Source organism: Peribacillus sp. NPDC060253, from assembly GCF_042727425.1.
Lineage (GTDB): Bacteria > Bacillota > Bacilli > Bacillales > DSM-1321 > Peribacillus.
The window spans coordinates 1-17,688 of record NZ_JBHXAS010000045.1 but is presented as its reverse complement, the minus strand read 5'-3'; the positions used below and the strand labels follow the sequence as shown (position 1 = coordinate 17,688).

Sequence of the window (17,688 nt, the reverse complement as noted above, 5' to 3'; positions counted from 1 at the left end):
AATTATGTCTCAAGAAGTAGCAGGTATTAAAATTCCAGATTCCCGATTGGCTAAAGAAGCAGCAGATATTTTACGCGAGCATGGGGACGACTTGTTGTGGAATCATTCAAATCGTGTGTTTTTATTTGGTGCAGTCAACGGAAAAAAAACGAAGCATAATTATGATTTAGAGTTGCTATATGTTAGTGCATTATTCCATGATTTAGGCTTAACAAAAAAATTCAGTAGTCCAGATTTACGATTTGAAGTAGATGGAGCAAATGCAGCGAGAAGTTTTTTACAGCAGTATCAAATTCCAGATGAGTCGATTCGTCTTGTATGGGATGCTATTGCGTTACATACGACACCTGGCGTTGCAGAACATAAAGAGTCTGAAGTGGCACTACTCTTTTCAGGTGTTGGTTTAGATGTGATGGGAGATGGTTTTGAACAATTCCCTGACGACTTGCGTGAAGAAATTATAAAAGCCTTCCCACGTAACAATTTCAAGAAGGACATTATTCCAGCGTTTTATGAGGGCTTTAAGCATAAGCCAGAAACTACTTTTGGCAATATGAAGGAAGATATTATTGAATATTTTAGACCGGAATATAAAAATAAAAATTTCTGTGATTGTATTTTGCATTCACCATGGACAGAATAGGGAAATTGGACCTTCATTCTAAGAAAATAGTTGGGTGTTCATTTTCTCGATCAATGACGACAGAACTGGTTATACAAGCTTTCAATAACGCTCACTTTTCCCAAAAGCCCTCGGAGGGCTTAGTTCTTAATACGGATTTTTCTCACAATATACAAGTAGTGAGTTTACTCAACATATCCAAAATCATCAGATTAAGCGATCCTTTAGTCAGAAAGGTTGCCCGTACGATAATGCCTGTATTGAATCCTTTCATGCCCTATTAAAAAAGGAAGAAGTCAACCACGTACAATATCTAGACTATCAAACAGCTAAATTAGCGATGTTCCAATTTATTGAAGGTTGGTATAACCGAAAAAGAATCCACAGCAACTTGGGCTATCAAACCCCACAAGCCATTGAAGATTTAATTAGGAATACAGCTTAAGATTTAACTTTTTTGTATCCAAAATATTGACTCAAATCCAAGGATTGGGCTTACTGTTTTAGATACATATTCGTATAGTTTAATAATAGTTAACTTTCTCCAAACTTACCCACCAGAGGACTTAGCTGATTTGGAGTTGTAGCTAGTATTGATCCGTCATCCTCAATGAGTATGGGAATCGACTTTGAAGATGGGAAAGGACCCATTGTATACGGCAGTAGGATTTCTGTTTCGCTACAATACCAAACGGCAACACCTATGAATATTCAATCGAGTTCACAGAATAAATGTCCATGCACTTCAACAAGAAGAAGCAACAGATTGTATATCTGTTGCTTCTTCTTGTATGATTTGGCCCTATTGCTCTTAATGGCTATTTCTTCAATATTATTTATGTTATTTACATTCTTTTTTGTCTTTTGCAGTACTTCTTATTCTAATGCAACAGCTTTAATTTCATGTGATGAACAGTATTATTAACATCTTCTCTGCTACTCTTCCTTGCCTGCTGCCAAATTCTTATTTGCTTCAACATTCTCTTGATTGATGGCGGACAATGGTATATTTCGCTTTCCTGAGAAATTCTCAAGCAAGTCTTTAACATCAATGCCCGAAGAAGCCTTTAATGATTCCTGCAGTGTCGCCATTAAATTCGTTGCATACCCGGTCACTTTATTAGCCCCGCCATTCGCACCGCTTCCACCCGTGTCCACAACAGTAATTTTGTCAATATTACTAAGAGGGCTTGCCACTTGTTTAGCATACTCCGGCAGCATTTTCAAAATCATATCCATAACGGCCGCTTGGCCGAACTGTTCAAAAGCTTCAGCAATCTTCTGCTTGGCTTCAGCCTCGGCTACCCCTTTTAACCGGATGATTTCGGCTTCAGTGGTACCTTGTGCCCTTTGTGCGTCCGCTTTAGCAAGACCATCCATTCGAACACGTTCCGCTTCTGCTTTCGCCATGGCTTCAATTTTATACTTATCGGCATCCGCTTCTGTAATTTGTTTCATCTTGTTAGCGGAAGCAGCCTGCTCTACCGCATAACGGTCGGCATCCGCCTTTTTCTTCACTTCTGAATCATATTGCTTTTCACGGCGGAGGATTTCTTTTTCCTCTAACTCGATCTGCTTCTGTCGTTCGATGATCCTGATTTGCATTTCCTGTTCCGTTACATCCTGCTTGGATCTGGCCGTTTCAAGATCATATGCTTGGTCAGCACGTGCTTTGGCAATATCTTGCTCACGTCTGAACTCAGCTACCTTCAGCTTGTTTATTTTTTCAGCTTCGGCAATTTCTGTTGCCCTCTCAAGTTCGGCTTGCTGTGCTTCCTTCGACGCTTCGGCACGCTTGATTCGCGTTTCTTTCTCTGCTTCTGCGGTAGCTATATCGGCATCTCTCTTGACTTGTGCAATTCTTGGCTTACCAAGGGATTCAAGATATCCATTTTTGTCACGAACATCTTTTATTGTGAATGATACGATGATGAGCCCCATTTTAGCTAAATCCTGGGAGGCTACCCTCTGTACTTCCTGGGAAAACTTTTCGCGATTTTTATAAATTTCCTCTACTGTCATCGAACCAAGTATGGAGCGAAGATGTCCTTCTAATACTTCACGGGCTTCCTGTTCTCGGTCATCTTTCGATTTGCCAAGAAATTGCTCAGCCGCTGTGGCAATATCCGTGATCGAGCTGCCAATCTTGATAATTGACACGCCATCAGCCATGACTGGAACACCCTGTTCTGTGTATACTTCGGGAGTTGAGACCTCAAGTTTGCTTGACAACAAGCTCAACGGTTCTGCTTGCTGGAACACCGGCAGAACGAAAGCCCCTCCACCTCGAACGATCTTGATTTTATTTCCTGATTCGTCGATGTGAACATTTTTGCTTCCTAAGTAGCTTCCGGTCACAATCAATGCTTCATCAGGACCGGCCGTTCGATATTTTGTAATAAAGACAGCAATAAGTGCGATAAGTAAAAATGCAACAATGGCGACGACAACCCAAATCAAATTAAACATAAACTACCTCCTACCCTTTTTTTAATCCTGATGGGGCAATACATAGACAACCCCATTTTTAACTTCGATGATCAAGACTTTTGTATCCGAAACAATTCCTTCATTTTTATAACTGGCCGCAGTTTTCGCGATGCTTCCACTGAGACTTTCAATCAGGACTTCCCCAAATCCGTCAACAGGGATTGATGTCAGGACCCTGCCAACCCTCCCTCTCAGGTCATTTTCATGAAATGTTAGACTCTCTTCCGCTGATGAGATGGGAATCAAAACAAATACATTCAATAAGGTGACGATGGAAAATGAAAAAAGCAGTGAAATGCCAGCACTCCATCCACTATTCAGTCCTGTAAGTGATTCAAGCAAAAAACCACTGGCAAAAAATACGGTCAAAAAACTAAAAATGAGCGTTGGATTAAATATATCCGGTAATTCCAGGCCAGAAAATATATCATTAAACAAGATAAATAAGAAAGTTAGCCCTCCGAATATGATTAATCCATATAAATAGACTGTTTCAAATGGAACTCCAAATAAATCCATCTCTTTCATCCTTTAAATTTGATTTTTCTAAGTCGCATCCTTTTTACGACCTAGGCTAAGCGTCTTATCTTCCTAATGAAAAAACTATGTTCATAATCCCCTCCAATTTCTTTGCTTACCATTCATACGAATAACAGCTTCAAAAAGTTTCATATTTTTCCAAGTTTGAAGATACCCTCCATTTTTTCGTTTTTTATATTACTCGACCATTTTACAAACAGCTTGATAAAATTCAATAAAATTCATAATATTATTGACAGTGTTTGCTTAACAGATTAAAATTTATTATATGTTAACTCGTTTGATAATAGGTTTACAATAGGAGGAAGCACGATGAAGGAAAGGCATGAGAAGTTAAGAATGATGATGGTTACAGCCTTATTTGCAGCACTTATTGGAATACTTGCCCAAATTACAATTCCACTGCCCTTGGTACCGATTACAGGACAGACTCTGGCTGTAGGACTGGCTGCCACGATACTAGGTTCACGTTATGGAACTTCATCCGTTTTATTATACTTGTTCATAGGAGCTGCAGGAGTACCAGTGTTCGCTGAAATGTCTGGAGGACTAGCCAAAATATTCGGTCCAACCGGTGGTTATTTATTATCCTATATCCCGACAGTATATATAACCGGCTTGATATTGGAAAAAACTCGTTTTTCAGTTGCTATGGCTTTTGTCGCAAATATAATCGGGATGATCCTCACCTTGATCATCGGTACGGTTTGGTTAAAATATATGAGCTCATTATCATGGACAGTAGCGTTTGCCAGTGGTTTTGCTCCATTTATAATTGTAGGCATTCTGAAGGCCTTCCTTGCATCATGGCTTGGTATTACAATCCGGTCAAGGTTAGCGTCGGCTAACATGTTGCCAAAGAAAAATCCAACAATTTCCCAATGAGGATCATTGGGTGAATGAAAGAGAGGGTACCGCTTTGCGGTACCCTCTCTCATCTTGTTACTATTTACTGAAATCATAATTTTAAAAAAGACCACTTTTACAAAAAAAGACTCTTATAAAAAGAATCTTTTTTTACAAGTGTTTATTGCGGTCCTATCCCCATAAGTCCGAATATGAATAGCAATTGTATGTGAACCCCTTTGCTAACCGTACTTATTTTACTATAGGAACAGCTTTTTGACAACTATTGCGGATACACGTTACCATTTTTTTGACTTTAAGAAGAGGATAGTAACGGTTTTAGTTATTTATTATTCACTTTATATTCTTTCTTCGTATTATCATCGAAAACGACCTCTAAGTCGAATTCTTCATAGTCATCCTTCAAACCAAAAGCTTTTGTCACTTCTTGAATGACTTCTTCCTCTGTTGAATCCTTGGTGAATGTCAATTTTTCTAAAATCGGTGTCAATTCTTCCATTGCTTCATCACCTTGAACTTCATGTTTGTTTAGTTTGTCATCGATTGAAGCTTCTGTTTGAGCTCCCATTGTATCATATTCAGCTTCGTATTCGTTATCATTGCCCGCATAATCCACTTCTAATTGAAAATCCTTGTAAGTGAAAGGCAGTTTATCATTATTATCCGTCCCTGTTCCAGGATTTGTTTCTGCTTGATTTTCATTTTCCTGAACCGGGGGGTTTTTCACTTCATCGTTTTCTTCCCCGCATCCAGCCAAAACAAGCATAGCGGCAAACGGGACTGATATTATTTTGATGGTTTTTCTCATTAGCACTTCCTCCTTAGTCTATATACCTTATCTATTTCCTAATAGGGTTTATTTAAAACCTCAAAAATCCCTCAGATATAAAATCGACCAAGTTAGATAACTTTCAGGATTGATCATAGTGGAATGATATAAAGCAATACAGCAAAAAAGTGTGTTACAGACCCCCCAAGCACGAATACATGCCAAACTGCGTGATGGAACGGAAAACCGCGCCAAACATAAAAGATAGCCCCAAACGTATAAAGCAATCCCCCTGCAATCAGTAACTGTATACCAGCTGAAGGCATCGTGGCTGTAAGCGGTCCCCATACGATAACGATCATCCACCCCATCGCAATATAGAGAATGGTTGAAAGGAATAGGAATTTTTTCACATAGAAAGCTTTGAAGACGACGCCAATGATTGCGACTGCCCAAATGATTCCAAGCAATGTCCAGCCTAGTGACCCTTGTATCACTAGCAGCATGATCGGTGTGTATGTTCCTGCGATGAAAATATATATGGCTGAATGATCAAAGAATTCAAATATATCCTTCGTTTTTCCTTGTGGAAAACTATGAACTAAAGTAGATGAGACATATAAAATAAGCATCGAAACGCCATAAATGACTGAAATGACTACATGCCACGGCGAGCCTTTCTGGACTGAGAAAATGATTAAAAATACAAGAGCCGCAATACTCAGCAAAGCACCGACTCCGTGAGTTATCGCATTGACCACTTCTTCTTTTTTTGTATAAACATGCGTATTAGCCATATTACAGCTCCTTAATCAACGAATAAAAATCTATTACTATACATCTCAATTATACATTAGTTCTTCAAAGCAATATAGAAAAGTAAAAATTAACTTGAAAACCACTGACTAGTTAGATTATCATCTAATTAGACATTGATCTAACTAGGGGGGATGAACGTGCAATTAGAAAAATTGGTCGCTTTCCATAAAACGATAGGTGATGTGACTAGGATAAGGATTCTATCCATTCTTGCAAATGGTCCCAAACACGGCCAGGCACTTGCCGGAATATTAAAGTTAACAGCTCCAACCATATCGCACCATATAACGAAATTGAAAGACGCTAATTTGGTGACGGATCGGAAGGAAAAAAATACGGTATATTATTTTTTGAATGAAGATGTCCTGGAGCATTATTCTGCAGCATTACCTAAAATGGTTTCAAATAAGGGGGATACTAATAAAGTGGATAATCAAAAGCTGATTGTAGAGCATAAAAAAATCCTTGATAATTTCTTTACAGCAGATGGTCGATTAAAAACCATCCCAGCCCAAAGAAAAAAGAAAATGATCGTTCTATATCATATAGCCAGCTCATTGGAAAACGGGCGTAAGTATTCAGAAAAAGAATTGAATGAATTCATCCAGACCTTCCATGATGATTATGCAACAATAAGACGTGAACTCATTATCGGTAGCATCATGTACCGCGAAAACAGCATATATGAATTGAATCCCCGAGAAATGTGGGCTGATATCATTTAAAAAATCTTTTTATAGGTAAAAAACCGGCCCTCCCTTAACACGGGTGTGCCGGTTCTTCATTTAAGTTGATATAGCAAAATGGTGGCCGCCGATAATTTTGATTACCTCCAAATGTTTCATCCATTCACTGTCCGAAATACTCGGGTTCCAGAAATACAATGCATCATTTGTGTAACCATGAATTGCTATCGCTTCATTGACAGCCTTCTTGGCATCAGCTCCGGCAGGTTTGTTTATGCTGCCATCACCAACAGGCGAGAATTGATTTTTTTGATAGATCACTTCCCGGACCGTATCAGGAAATTCTTTGCTATCAAGGCGATTCAATACTACTCCTGCTACCTCTACCTTTCCTCTGTAAGGCTCCCCTTTTGCTTCTGCGTGCACAAGTCTTGCCAATAATTCTTTATCTTTTTCATTCATTACATGTGGAATAATCAATGTTTTACCAGGCTCGGCAACATTATTGACATTATGATTGACTTCTTTTAACTTCCCGATTGGTACTCCATACTGCTTCGCAATATCCCATATCGATTCACCTTGTTTGATGACATGTTCGGTTGCCCCATCAGAAGCTTTACTGGTCGTTCCTTTAGGAAAAACTATCCCAAGTACGATGACGCTAAGAGTTATTATCACGGGTATTAATATTGATAATTTCATCCTGTAACCTCCTCGTTAAGCATCTACCTAGGATAACAGACCCTTTTCGATAAAACAGTGCTAAATTTTTTCCAAGGAAAACAAGGAAAATAATTACATATATCAGTTAACTTCGATATTTTAAAGATTCCCATTCTTCACGCAGTATTCCCATTCTGATTGAATCATAATAAAATCCATTAAAATAACGGCATTTTCTCATTCTTCCCTCTACCTGCATTCCTACTTTTTCTCCAACAGCCATCATACGCTCATTACCTGACCAAGTCGTCAGTCCTACTCGTTCAATAAGCATATTTTCAAACAAATAGCCTATAAACATCTTTAATGCCTCGGTTCCATAACCGCCATTCCAATACTTAGGATTAAAAATCGTTATGCCGATTTCAAGCCAACGTGATGGTTCATGTTCCCAATAATGTACAACCGAACCGATTATTTGATTATTTTTCTCCATCAAAAGCTCGGAATAAGCCCCCATCTTCTCATCATAGGCTCTATGCTTCATTTCTTTATCTGTATACGTATTGAAATCAATGAGTTCAAGAGGGTAATAAGGGGCATCCCACTTTTTCCATTCTGGATTGACTTCTCCATATTTCAGACTCCACAAACGTTTTAAATCGGCTTGTTTAACGTTCCTCAATATCACTCTGCTTCCTTCAATCCAAACATCATCCAATCCGTTTCCTCCCACTTCATCCTTGGTGAACCTGCGATTTTACCGGTCGACACCTAATTTTATAAAATATTGTCTCTCTCTAGGGCCATCGAATTCACAAAAATACACCCCTTGCCATGTACCAAGGATTAAACTCCCTTTATGAATGATCACCTGTTGTGAAGAACCAACCGTACTTGATTTCAAGTGGGCTGCTGTATTTCCTTCCATATGTAAATCCAAAGTATGATTCCATGGGTATTGCTCATCCAATCTTCTAAGCATATCCTTTTTGACATCTGGATCTGCATTTTCATTAATTGTGATCCCAGCAGTTGTATGTGGGCAATAAATAAGAGCTATCCCCTCTTGAATCCCGCTTTCCGAGATGAATGCCTGTACTTCTGTCGTAACATCAATCATATCATCCCTTTTAGTCGTTTTTAAGATATTTTTCTTCAACATGTTCGTTCACTCCTTTTGTTCGTTTTTATATTCCTTTACCCATAAACATAAAAATTCACGCTTTAATAAGACAGTCGATATTAAGATTAGCAAAACTTATCGACTGTAATCAAAAGATTTAGCCACCCTTATTATTTTTTTTGTTTTAATATTGGATTTATAAGCAATGAGGGGGTATTTTAAATCACAATTCCAATTAGCCTCTCCTACATAAAGTCGACCGATTGAGGAAGTTTTTCTCGGAGATTCTATTGTTAGAGGGGATACCTGCAGCCTTAAAAAGGTATGGGGGAGTATGGTTTGAATCCGGATTGATCAATTGAGGACTGCGCGAAAAATCCAATCCAAACCACATTTAATAAATAATCATATATCTTTTATTACATTAGTTCTCACCCAATTCTAACTCCTTTATGGTCGTGCCATCCGTGGTTAATCGGAACAGACCGAACATAACTGGATTAGCTTGCACGAATCCTTCACGCATTAAATCTTTAAGCGACTGATTTACACAGGATAGATTTCCCCATTCTTTCGGAAGACGGCCAGCAATTTGCATCGGTGTCTGCCATTCAGTGGTTAATGATAGCAACAAGCTTCGTTGTTTTTGGGTCAAGTCCATACTTTCTTCCTCCCTGTTTTTAGGTCATCATTACAATATTGTACGTTCTTAATGACTGATAAGTTTCGTTAATCGGTAACAAACATCTATCTACAATGATTTTTCTTATAGATACATTATCACTTCAATATTGTGAAAACCCAATTAGACAAAGCTCGATGAAGAAAACAAGGAGATTAAAGAAAGTTCAAGTGATTCTTAAGAGTGGCTACTATGTGCAACAGAGCAAAACCGTTTGACTATTCGTTTTATGCGGCAGCAGACAATACGCATGATAGTCATATCTTAGAGCCTCTATCTATAACTGCTTCCATCCAATAAAAAAATCAAAAAGGTTTCGGAATGAGGCCATTCCGAAACCTTTTTGTCTACAAACTGAATGCGGATCCAATGTACTTGGACCCGCTTTCTTTCAGTGTTTTTTATATCCGTTTCTTTTTCCAGAACCCCAATAGTAAGGCGGTGATGAGGGATCCTATTAAAATGGCCAGTAAATAGAGAAATGGGTGATTGACAAGTGGGATGACAAATATTCCACCATGTGGTGCAGGGAGAGTCACGTTAAAAGCCATTGATAGTGCTCCCGCTGTCGCTGCACCGATAACACTGCTAATGATAACACGCAATGGATCCGCTGCCGCAAAAGGAATGGCTCCTTCTGTAATGAACGAAGCACCCATGAAGTAATTAGTGAACCCTGATTTTCTTTCCATTTCAGTGAATTTGCTTTTAAAGAATGTAGTGGCAAAGGCAATCCCTAGAGGAGGAACCATTCCACCAGCCATTACAGCAGCATGCGGTCCAAAACTTTGAGCTTCAATGGCCGCTAGCCCAAAAGTGAAGGCAGCCTTGTTTAGGGGACCACCCATATCTACAGCCATCATCCCCCCAAGAATCAATCCAAGGAATATTGCGTTCGTACCAGATAAACCTTGCAGCCAATTGGTCAAGCCCATGTTAATTGCGGTTACTGGTTCATTTATGAGAAATAGCATGATCAAACCTGTAATTAACATGCCGAAGACTGGATAAAGTAAAACTGGTTTAATGCCTTCGAGCGTATGTGGTAACTTGGAGAACACTTTCTTTAAAAGTAAGACGACATATCCTGCAAGGAAACCGGCTATTAGTCCGCCAAGAAAACCGGCGTTCGCTTGTGCTGCTAATAATCCCCCAACCATACCAGGAGCAAAACCTGGTCGATCGGCTATACTCGAAGCAATGAATCCGGCAAGGACAGGAACAAGTAAGAAGAAAGCACCATTCGTTCCACCCCCAATATCACTTAATGCTTTGGCAATGGGATTATATTCCGGATTAGCGGGATCGGCTGCCTCGATTCCAAAAAAGAAAGAAAGCGCAACCAAGATACCGCCTCCGACAACAAATGGAAGCATATTACTTACACCATTCATCAAGTGCTTGTATATCCCAAGCCCTCCTTTTGAAGAATCACCTTCATCACTTTTATCATTTCTATTTCCATTTCCATTGAAAACAGGGGCATCTTGATTCAAGGCTCTTGTTAATAGCTCCTCGGTCTTCCGAATCCCATGAGCAACCGGAACAATGATGACATGTTTTCCATTAAAACGATCCATTTCCACCTGCTTATCCGCTGCAACGATAATTGCATCCGCCTCTTCAATTTCGGCAGATGTTAAACCATTCTTGATTCCTGTTGAACCATTTGTTTCTACTTTGAAATCAATTCCCATTTCCTTCGCTTTCGCCTTTAACGCATCAGCTGCCATATAAGTATGGGCAATTCCTGTTGGACAGGCTGTAACGGCAAGGATTTTTCCTTTTTTATAACTGCCATCACCGTTATTTGATTGCTTCTCTTCTCTTTCTTCTTCATCCGCTTCCATTTCTTTTTGATTGATGATCTCTAACACTTCTTCACCAGAGGAAGCCGAAATCAATTTGGCTCTGAATTTATCATCCATCAGTAGTGATGAAAGTCGGGAAAGGGTTTCCAAGTGATCCGCATTCGCACCTTCACTTGCTGCAATCATAAAGAACAGATGGGCTGGCTGGCCGTCCAGCGATTCATAATCCACTCCATTAACTGATTTGCCGAAACAGATGGCAGGAATCCTTACAGCACTTGTTTTAGCGTGTGGAATGGCTATCCCTTCACCAATCCCTGTTGTGCTTTGTTCTTCACGTTTTAAGATAGCGGCTTTGAAAGCCTCCCTATCGTTTAATCTGTCAGCCTTGGCTAACTGCCCTGATAGTTCATCAATGACAGCTTGCTTTGTAACACTTTGTAAATTGATTATGATTGTATCCAATTTTAATAAATCAGTAATCTTCATAGAGTCAGCCTCCTGTTAGTTGAACGATTTCAATTTGCGGTGTTAACTCTTCGATTTTATCCATAGTACAAAGATCGGATGAGAAGGCTGTTGCGCTCCCTGCTGCAAGGCTGAATCGAAAAGCAGATAATATATCCTCAGTTTTTTCATATGTCCCTATAAAACCAGCCACCATGGAATCACCGGCACCTACTGAGTTAATGACTTTTCCTTTTGGTACATTTGCGGAATATGACTCTCCCATCGAACAAAGCACGGCACCCTGTCCTGCCATTGAAACAATGACATTCTGTGCTCCTGCTTCAACCAATTTCGTGCCATATTCGATTGCATCATCAACAGTTCTAATTTCAGTAGAAAAAAGGTCACCCAATTCATGATGGTTAGGCTTTATCAGAAATGGCCGATATGGAAGGACATTCAATAATTCCTTACCACTCGTATCTACCACCACTTTAATGCCGTTATCTGAACAAGACTTAGCCATGGCTTCGTATACTTCCGAAGGAACGCTTGAAGGGATGCTGCCTGACAAAATGAGAATATCATTATTTTGCAACTGTTCAATCTGGCTAAATAATTGTTGATAATTCCCTTTAGATATAACGGGCCCTTGGCTATTAATTTCGGTCTCCAACCCAGTTTTCAATTTAATGTTGATTCTTGTATCTCCCGCTATCTCTGTAAAGTCGGTGAAGATCTCTTCTTGTCTTAAAAATCTTTTTACAAATTCACCAGTTTGTCCCCCGATGAATCCTAAAGCTGTCGTAACATTTCCAAGTCTTTTAAGCACTCGGGAAACATTAATCCCTTTCCCTCCTGGGAATTTGGCATCATAACTAGTTCGATTCACCTTGCCTATTTGAAAGCTTTCCACCTCGACCAGATAATCGATGGATGGGTTGAGTGTCACTGTATATATCATTAAATGGTCACGACCTTTACCTGAGGATTTTTATGAAGTTGAGCAATCGCCTCTTCATCATTGCAATCAGTAATGATTATGGCATCGCTTACATCTGCAACCTTTGCGAAAGTGGCATCATTCAGTTTTGAACTGTCAGCAAGCACGTAGGTTTCGTTAGAAAGCCGTAATGCCATCTTCTTCAATAGAGCTTCTTCCGGGTCCGGAGTTGTAAAACCCAGTTCTTGATGGATTCCGTTCATTCCCAAGAAACATTTATCAAAACGGTATTCATTTAAAAATTGTACAGCATTACTTCCTATAACCGCATTTGTCGAGAATTTAATCGTTCCACCAACTAAAACAGTCTTGATTTCCAATTCGATCAGTTTTGGAATATGCATAAGACCATTTGTCAGGACAGTTACATTCTTATCCTTTAAATAAGGAATCATTTCTGCAGTTGTGGTACCAGCATCAAGATATATACAATCATTTTTCTCAATGAATGAAGACGCTAGCTTTGCTATCCGTTGTTTTTCAGCTATTGCTTTATTTAGCTTTTCCATAGTAGTTGGTTCAAGGCCTTTTCTTTGAAGTAAAGAGGCCCCGCCATGCACACGTTTCAAGTGCTTCATTTCTTCTAGTTGCACTAAATCTCTACGTATGGTCGACTCCGAGGCTTGTAATTGATCTACAAGCTCCTGAAGCTTTATCGTTCCTTGTTCTTTAAGAATCGATAAGATGATCTGGTGCCTTTCAGTTGTCAGCAATCCGCCCACCTCACTTTAATATCATCATCATATATGAAATAGTAGCAATAATCAATCACAAACGTTTAAAAATATTCAAATTCATTCAAAATTTCTTCCAAAACCATTCATCCAGACTCTCTATCTCTTCTTTTTCTATTAAAATACGCCTTTTTATTAACACAAAAAACCCCTCTGTCATAATGACAGAGGGGTTTTTTCATATTATTTCATTAACCTTGAAGTAAAAGTTGCTCTGGATCTTCAAGCATATCTTTGATTGCTACTAAGAATCCAACTGCTTCTTTACCATCAACGATACGGTGATCGTAAGATAATGCAAGGTACATCATTGGTCTGTTTTCGATTTGATCTCCAACAGCGATTGGGCGTGTCTTAATTGTATGCATGCCCAAGATCCCAACTTGAGGGGCATTCAAGATTGGTGTAGATAATAGGGAACCGAAAGTCCCTCCGTTTGTAATCGTGAAAGTTCCACCAGATAAATCTGAAAGTCCTAGTTTATTGTTACGCGCTTTAACAGCTAAATCCGAAATGTTCTTTTCGATTTCAGCGAAGCTTTTGCGGTCAGCATCCCTTACAACCGGAACGACTAAACCTTCGTCAGTGGATACGGCTACACCGATATCATAAAAGTTCTTTTTAAGGATATGGTCGCCTTTGATTTCTGCATTCAATAACGGATATTTCTTCAATGCGCCAATGACTGCTTTAGTGAAAAATGACATGAAACCAAGTTTAACATCATTTGTTTTCACGAAAGAATCTTTATGGCGGCTACGCAATTCCATGACTGCTGAAAGATCGACTTCGTTAAAAGTAGTAAGCATGGCTGCTTCGGATTGTACTTGAACTAGGCGCTTGGCAATGGTTTGACGACGGCGAGTCATCTTAACCACTTCAATACGATCATCATTCACTTCAACAGGAGCTGCTGCTTGTTTTGCTGCAGGTGCTGGTTTTGAAGCTGCAGCTGGTGCCGCAGGTGCATTACTTGCAGCTTCTACGTCTTGTACACGTACACGACCAAGTGGGTCGGCTACAGGCACTTGAGTCAAGTCAATTCCTTTTTCACGAGCCAATTTCCTTGCAGCTGGTGAAGCAATAACTTGTTGAGTGGATGATGCTTCTCTCGTTTCTGCTTTAGGAGCCTCTTTAGCTGGAGATGGAGCTGGAGCTTCTTCCGCTTTAGCTGGCTCTGCTTTGGCTTCTTCAGCCTTAGGAGCTTCCGCTTTTGGAGCTGCTGCAGCTGATCCATTTTCATCAACGATAGCGATAGCTTGTCCAACTTGGACAGTATCGCCTTCTTCTGCTAAATGTTCCGAAAGTGTACCCGTATAATCTGAAATGATTTCTACGTTTACTTTATCCGTTTCCAGTTCAAGGACATATTCGCCTTTTTCTACGTGGTCACCGGGTTGTTTTAACCATTGCGCAATAGATCCTTCAGAAATTGATTCTGCTAATTCAGGTACTTTTACTTCAGCCATTTTTATTTCTCCCCCTCATTATTGCGTGTAATTGCTTGAGTCATAATCCGTTGTTGTTCATTTTTATGGACAAGTGGATCTCCCTCAGCCGGGCTTGATCTGCGCTTCCTTCCTATATATGTTACTGAAAGGTTACCAGGAGCCGCTGCATTAAGGCGTGGTTCAACAAATGTCCAAGCCCCCATGTTTTTAGGTTCTTCTTGAGCCCAGAAGATTTCTTTAAGATTTGTATATTTTTTCAACGCTTCTTGAACGCCAGTGAACGGGAATGGATAAATTTCTTCGATACTGATGATTTGCAACCAATCCGTTTTTTGTTCAGCTGCCGCTTTTTCACGAAGTTCAACCGCCAATTTACCTGATGCAAAAACAATGCGTTCAACCGATTTAGGTTTTTTGCCAAGTGCTTTTGTTTCTACGAAAGATTCAAATGAGCCTTCACTGAATTCTTCAGCTGTAGAGGCCATCACTTGATTACGAAGCATGCTCTTAGGTGTCATGATGACAAGTGGACGTACTTGCTCTTGATCCAAAATCTTGGCTTGTCTTCTAAGGATATGGAAATATTGAGCTGCCGAACTTAAGTTAGCAACTGTCCAGTTGTTCTCAGCCGCCAATTGAAGGAAACGTTCTAGGCGTGCACTGGAATGCTCTGGTCCTTGTCCTTCATAACCATGCGGAAGCAGCATGACAAGACCTGATTTTTGACCCCATTTTGCACGGCCTGCCGCGATAAATTGGTCAAAGATCACTTGTGCTGTATTTGCAAAGTCACCGAATTGGCCTTCCCATAGTACAAGTGTTTCAGGTGCAAATACATTATAACCATATTCAAAAGCAAGAACTGCCGTTTCCGTAAGCGGGCTGTTATGAACAGCGAAAGAAGCTTTAGCAGTATCAAGTGTGTGAAGTGGTGAATATGTTTTTCCATTAACACTGTCATGTAACATGATATTACGTTGGGCGAATGTTCCACGTTCTGAATCTTGTCCTGTCAAACGGATTGGAGTAGCGTCACTCAAGATGGATGCAAATGCAAGTGTTTCAGCATGAGCCCAATCAATTTTACCGTCAGCACCAAAGGAATCCAAACGACGTGATAAAATCTTTCCTAATTTTTTATTAGGGGTGAATCCTTCAGGCCAATTAACAAGTTCTTCGTTAATTGAAACCAGTTCTTGTTTCGGAACTGCCGTTTCAATGGCTGGAAGTCCTTTTTCAATAATGCCAGGAGGGTTACACTCTTTAGAAGCTTCCGGTTTATTTCCGGAAATTTTCGCATATGCATCTGCAAGTCTTGTATCCACTTGCTCAGCAACTGCTTTAACTTCATCTTCAGTGAACACGCCGGATTGAATGAGTTTTTTACCATAAAGCTCTTTAACGGTTGGGTGCTTATGGATTAATGCATACATTTCAGGTTGTGTCACCAATGGCTCATCCATTTCGTTATGGCCGAAACGTCTGTAACCGATAAGGTCGATCAAGAAATCTTTCTTGTATTTTTCGCGATATTGGTTAGCAAGGTTCACAGCGGCAATACATGCCTCTGGGTCATCTGCGTTAACATGTACGATCGGCACTTCAAAGCCTTTTGCCAAATCACTAGCATATTTAGTTGAACGTGAATCTTCACTTTCCGTTGTAAAACCAATCATGTTATTGGCGATGATATGGATAGCTCCGCCAACCTGATAACCGCGTAAACGGCTTAAGTTAATCGTTTCCGGTACAATTCCTTCACCAGGGAATGCTGCATCACCATGAATTAGGATTGCAAGTGATTTGGAAATGTCTTGAACAGGGTATCCTTTTTCAGAACGGTCTTCTTGTGCCGCACGAGAATACCCTTCCACGATTGGACCGACTACTTCCAAGTGACTTGGGTTATTGGCAAGTGTAATTCTTGCTTTTTGTATATTTGCTTTAGTAATTTGTTTATCCAGACCTAAATGGTATTTAACATCGCCAGTCCAACCATTGTTAATGCCAGTTGAACCTTCGGAAGGAACCAAATCTTTATTAGGTGAATGTTGGAATTCAGAGAAAATGACCTCATAAGGCTTTCCAAGTACGTGTGCAAGAACATTCAAACGTCCCCGGTGAGCCATGGCAATATTCACATTACCCGTTCCATTTTGAACAGTTTGTGAAATCATTTCATCTAAAATCGGCACTAGTGTATCCAGTCCTTCAATAGAGAAACGTTTTTGCCCTACATATGTGCGATGAAGGAACTTTTCAAAACCTTCGACTTCATTCAATCGCTTAAGTAATAGTTCCTTTTTATCTTTGGACACTTCCGGGAACATGCTTCCGGATTCGACCATATCTGTAAGCCATTGCTTTTCGTCCAAGTCATTAACATGGTGAAATTCAAAGGCTATCGTTTTTGTATAAAGTTGTTTTAGGTATTGTACGGCTTCGTATCCGTCTTTCACGTCTTCAGGTGATTCCGGACAAATTAAGTCAGCCGGTATTTTCCTTAAATCATCTGCAGTCAACCCATATTTTTCAAAGTGAATTTCTTCAGTGTCAAGTGGTTCTTCTTTTAAAGGATAGATAGTTGCAGCAAGATGTCCGTATGCACGGATGTTTTCCGCTAACGTTACTGCAGACATAATTTTCTTCATTGGAAGAACTTCTCCAGATTGTACAGTTGGTGCACTTCCGATTGTTGTTTCAGCCGATACATCGAATGAAGGAGGACCTGATACTTCAAAGAAGTTTTTCAGTTCCGGATCTACTTCCTCCGGATTGGCTTGAAATAGATCGTACTGCTCCATGACATACCCAAGGTTTGGACCAGAAAAAGCTTTCCATGGGTCGTATGCCTTAGCATCCTTGATGGTCATTTTGTAAACCCCCAAATTTCTCTCATAATTTTTTGCATTTCGTTTTATCCATCCCCAAATTTCTTTCTTCTAACTTTTCCCCAAATATATGATTTATAA

The 17,688-nt window shown here is 39.8% G+C and carries 16 protein-coding genes and 1 pseudogene; 4 read left to right on the top strand and 13 right to left on the bottom strand.

From position 1 onward, the window contains the following. The first annotated feature begins 4 nt into the window (after positions 1 to 4). A complete protein-coding gene (locus ACFWE9_RS13565) occupies positions 5 to 643 on the top strand; it encodes an HD domain-containing protein (protein WP_377357189.1) in 639 nt (212 codons plus the stop codon). A 5-nt stretch (positions 644 to 648) separates the two neighbouring features. Next, a pseudogene (locus tag ACFWE9_RS13560) lies at positions 649 to 1,067 on the top strand (transposase); the annotation flags it as partial. A gap of 491 nt (positions 1,068 to 1,558) precedes the next feature. On the opposite strand, the gene ACFWE9_RS13555 reads toward ACFWE9_RS13560, so the two are convergent. Next, a complete protein-coding gene (locus ACFWE9_RS13555) occupies positions 1,559 to 3,091 on the bottom strand; it encodes a flotillin lipid rafts scaffold protein FloT (RefSeq protein ID WP_230155442.1) in 1,533 nt (510 codons plus the stop codon). 21 nt (positions 3,092 to 3,112) lie between these two features. Further along, entirely contained in the window at positions 3,113 to 3,631 is a 519-nt protein-coding gene (locus ACFWE9_RS13550; protein ID WP_230155440.1) for an NfeD family membrane protein, read from the bottom strand. 333 nt (positions 3,632 to 3,964) lie between these two features. On the opposite strand from ACFWE9_RS13550, the gene ACFWE9_RS13545 reads away from it, so the two are divergent. Beyond that, positions 3,965 to 4,537 (top strand): biotin transporter BioY, encoded by a 573-nt coding sequence (locus ACFWE9_RS13545; protein WP_230155438.1) that lies wholly within the window; start codon positions 3,965 to 3,967, stop codon positions 4,535 to 4,537. Between the two features lie 304 nt (positions 4,538 to 4,841). Here ACFWE9_RS13545 and ACFWE9_RS13540 read toward each other — a convergent pair whose 3' ends face one another. Together ACFWE9_RS13540 and trhA are read right to left on the bottom strand one after the other, a co-directional pair. After that, complete coding sequence (locus tag ACFWE9_RS13540; RefSeq protein ID WP_377357186.1) at positions 4,842 to 5,327, bottom strand: YusW family protein; 486 nt, start codon at positions 5,325 to 5,327, stop codon at positions 4,842 to 4,844. A gap of 113 nt (positions 5,328 to 5,440) precedes the next feature. After that, a complete protein-coding gene (trhA, locus tag ACFWE9_RS13535; RefSeq protein ID WP_377357184.1) occupies positions 5,441 to 6,085 on the bottom strand; it encodes a PAQR family membrane homeostasis protein TrhA in 645 nt (214 codons plus the stop codon). 159 nt (positions 6,086 to 6,244) lie between these two features. On the opposite strand from trhA, the gene ACFWE9_RS13530 reads away from it, so the two are divergent. Further along, on the top strand, positions 6,245 to 6,832 hold the full coding sequence (locus ACFWE9_RS13530) for a DUF2087 domain-containing protein (RefSeq protein ID WP_377357182.1): 588 nt from the start codon (positions 6,245 to 6,247) through the stop codon (positions 6,830 to 6,832). 60 nt (positions 6,833 to 6,892) lie between these two features. Here the strand turns inward: ACFWE9_RS13530 and ACFWE9_RS13525 are convergent, their stop codons facing one another. The 9 genes from ACFWE9_RS13525 to ACFWE9_RS13485 form a co-directional block, all read right to left on the bottom strand. Beyond that, positions 6,893 to 7,498 carry a cell wall hydrolase gene (locus tag ACFWE9_RS13525; protein ID WP_377357180.1) on the bottom strand — a complete coding sequence of 202 codons (606 nt, stop codon included), beginning with the start codon at positions 7,496 to 7,498 and terminating at the stop codon, positions 6,893 to 6,895. Positions 7,499 to 7,604: 106 nt separating this feature from the next. Beyond that, entirely contained in the window at positions 7,605 to 8,180 is a 576-nt protein-coding gene (locus ACFWE9_RS13520; RefSeq protein WP_230155425.1) for a GNAT family N-acetyltransferase, read from the bottom strand. A 39-nt stretch (positions 8,181 to 8,219) separates the two neighbouring features. After that, entirely contained in the window at positions 8,220 to 8,624 is a 405-nt protein-coding gene (locus ACFWE9_RS13515; protein ID WP_377357178.1) for a secondary thiamine-phosphate synthase enzyme YjbQ, read from the bottom strand. 385 nt (positions 8,625 to 9,009) lie between these two features. Continuing rightward, complete coding sequence (locus tag ACFWE9_RS13510; protein ID WP_230155423.1) at positions 9,010 to 9,246, bottom strand: hypothetical protein; 237 nt, start codon at positions 9,244 to 9,246, stop codon at positions 9,010 to 9,012. Between the two features lie 422 nt (positions 9,247 to 9,668). Continuing rightward, positions 9,669 to 11,567, bottom strand: coding sequence for a PTS fructose transporter subunit IIABC (locus ACFWE9_RS13505; RefSeq protein WP_230155421.1), 1,899 nt, complete (start codon positions 11,565 to 11,567; stop codon positions 9,669 to 9,671). A gap of 4 nt (positions 11,568 to 11,571) precedes the next feature. Further along, a complete protein-coding gene (gene pfkB, locus ACFWE9_RS13500) occupies positions 11,572 to 12,492 on the bottom strand; it encodes a 1-phosphofructokinase (protein ID WP_377357175.1) in 921 nt (306 codons plus the stop codon). After that, entirely contained in the window at positions 12,492 to 13,244 is a 753-nt protein-coding gene (locus ACFWE9_RS13495) for a DeoR/GlpR family DNA-binding transcription regulator (RefSeq protein WP_230155417.1), read from the bottom strand. Before ACFWE9_RS13495 ends, pfkB begins: the two co-directional genes overlap by 1 nt. A 212-nt stretch (positions 13,245 to 13,456) precedes the next feature. After that, a complete protein-coding gene (gene odhB / locus ACFWE9_RS13490; protein WP_230155415.1) occupies positions 13,457 to 14,734 on the bottom strand; it encodes a 2-oxoglutarate dehydrogenase complex dihydrolipoyllysine-residue succinyltransferase in 1,278 nt (425 codons plus the stop codon). Positions 14,735 to 14,736: 2 nt separating this feature from the next. After that, positions 14,737 to 17,589, bottom strand: coding sequence for a 2-oxoglutarate dehydrogenase E1 component (locus tag ACFWE9_RS13485; RefSeq protein ID WP_230155413.1), 2,853 nt, complete (start codon positions 17,587 to 17,589; stop codon positions 14,737 to 14,739). Positions 17,590 to 17,688: the final 99 nt, after the last annotated feature.

What these genes read in the sequence shown, in the direction of transcription:
- ACFWE9_RS13505 (WP_230155421.1), bottom strand. Translation starts at nt 11,567, where the DNA reads ATGAAGATTACTGATTTATTAAAATTGGATACAATCATAATCAATTTA.
- odhB (WP_230155415.1), bottom strand. Translation starts at nt 14,734, where the DNA reads ATGGCTGAAGTAAAAGTACCTGAATTAGCAGAATCAATTTCTGAAGGA.
- ACFWE9_RS13565 (WP_377357189.1), top strand. Translation starts at nt 5, where the DNA reads ATGTCTCAAGAAGTAGCAGGTATTAAAATTCCAGATTCCCGATTGGCT.
- ACFWE9_RS13525 (WP_377357180.1), bottom strand. Translation starts at nt 7,498, where the DNA reads ATGAAATTATCAATATTAATACCCGTGATAATAACTCTTAGCGTCATC.
- ACFWE9_RS13545 (WP_230155438.1), top strand. Translation starts at nt 3,965, where the DNA reads ATGAAGGAAAGGCATGAGAAGTTAAGAATGATGATGGTTACAGCCTTA.
- ACFWE9_RS13550 (WP_230155440.1), bottom strand. Translation starts at nt 3,631, where the DNA reads ATGGATTTATTTGGAGTTCCATTTGAAACAGTCTATTTATATGGATTA.
- trhA (WP_377357184.1), bottom strand. Translation starts at nt 6,085, where the DNA reads ATGGCTAATACGCATGTTTATACAAAAAAAGAAGAAGTGGTCAATGCG.
- ACFWE9_RS13515 (WP_377357178.1), bottom strand. Translation starts at nt 8,624, where the DNA reads ATGTTGAAGAAAAATATCTTAAAAACGACTAAAAGGGATGATATGATT.
- ACFWE9_RS13485 (WP_230155413.1), bottom strand. Translation starts at nt 17,589, where the DNA reads ATGACCATCAAGGATGCTAAGGCATACGACCCATGGAAAGCTTTTTCT.
- ACFWE9_RS13540 (WP_377357186.1), bottom strand. Translation starts at nt 5,327, where the DNA reads ATGAGAAAAACCATCAAAATAATATCAGTCCCGTTTGCCGCTATGCTT.
- ACFWE9_RS13555 (WP_230155442.1), bottom strand. Translation starts at nt 3,091, where the DNA reads ATGTTTAATTTGATTTGGGTTGTCGTCGCCATTGTTGCATTTTTACTT.
- pfkB (WP_377357175.1), bottom strand. Translation starts at nt 12,492, where the DNA reads ATGATATATACAGTGACACTCAACCCATCCATCGATTATCTGGTCGAG.
- ACFWE9_RS13510 (WP_230155423.1), bottom strand. Translation starts at nt 9,246, where the DNA reads ATGGACTTGACCCAAAAACAACGAAGCTTGTTGCTATCATTAACCACT.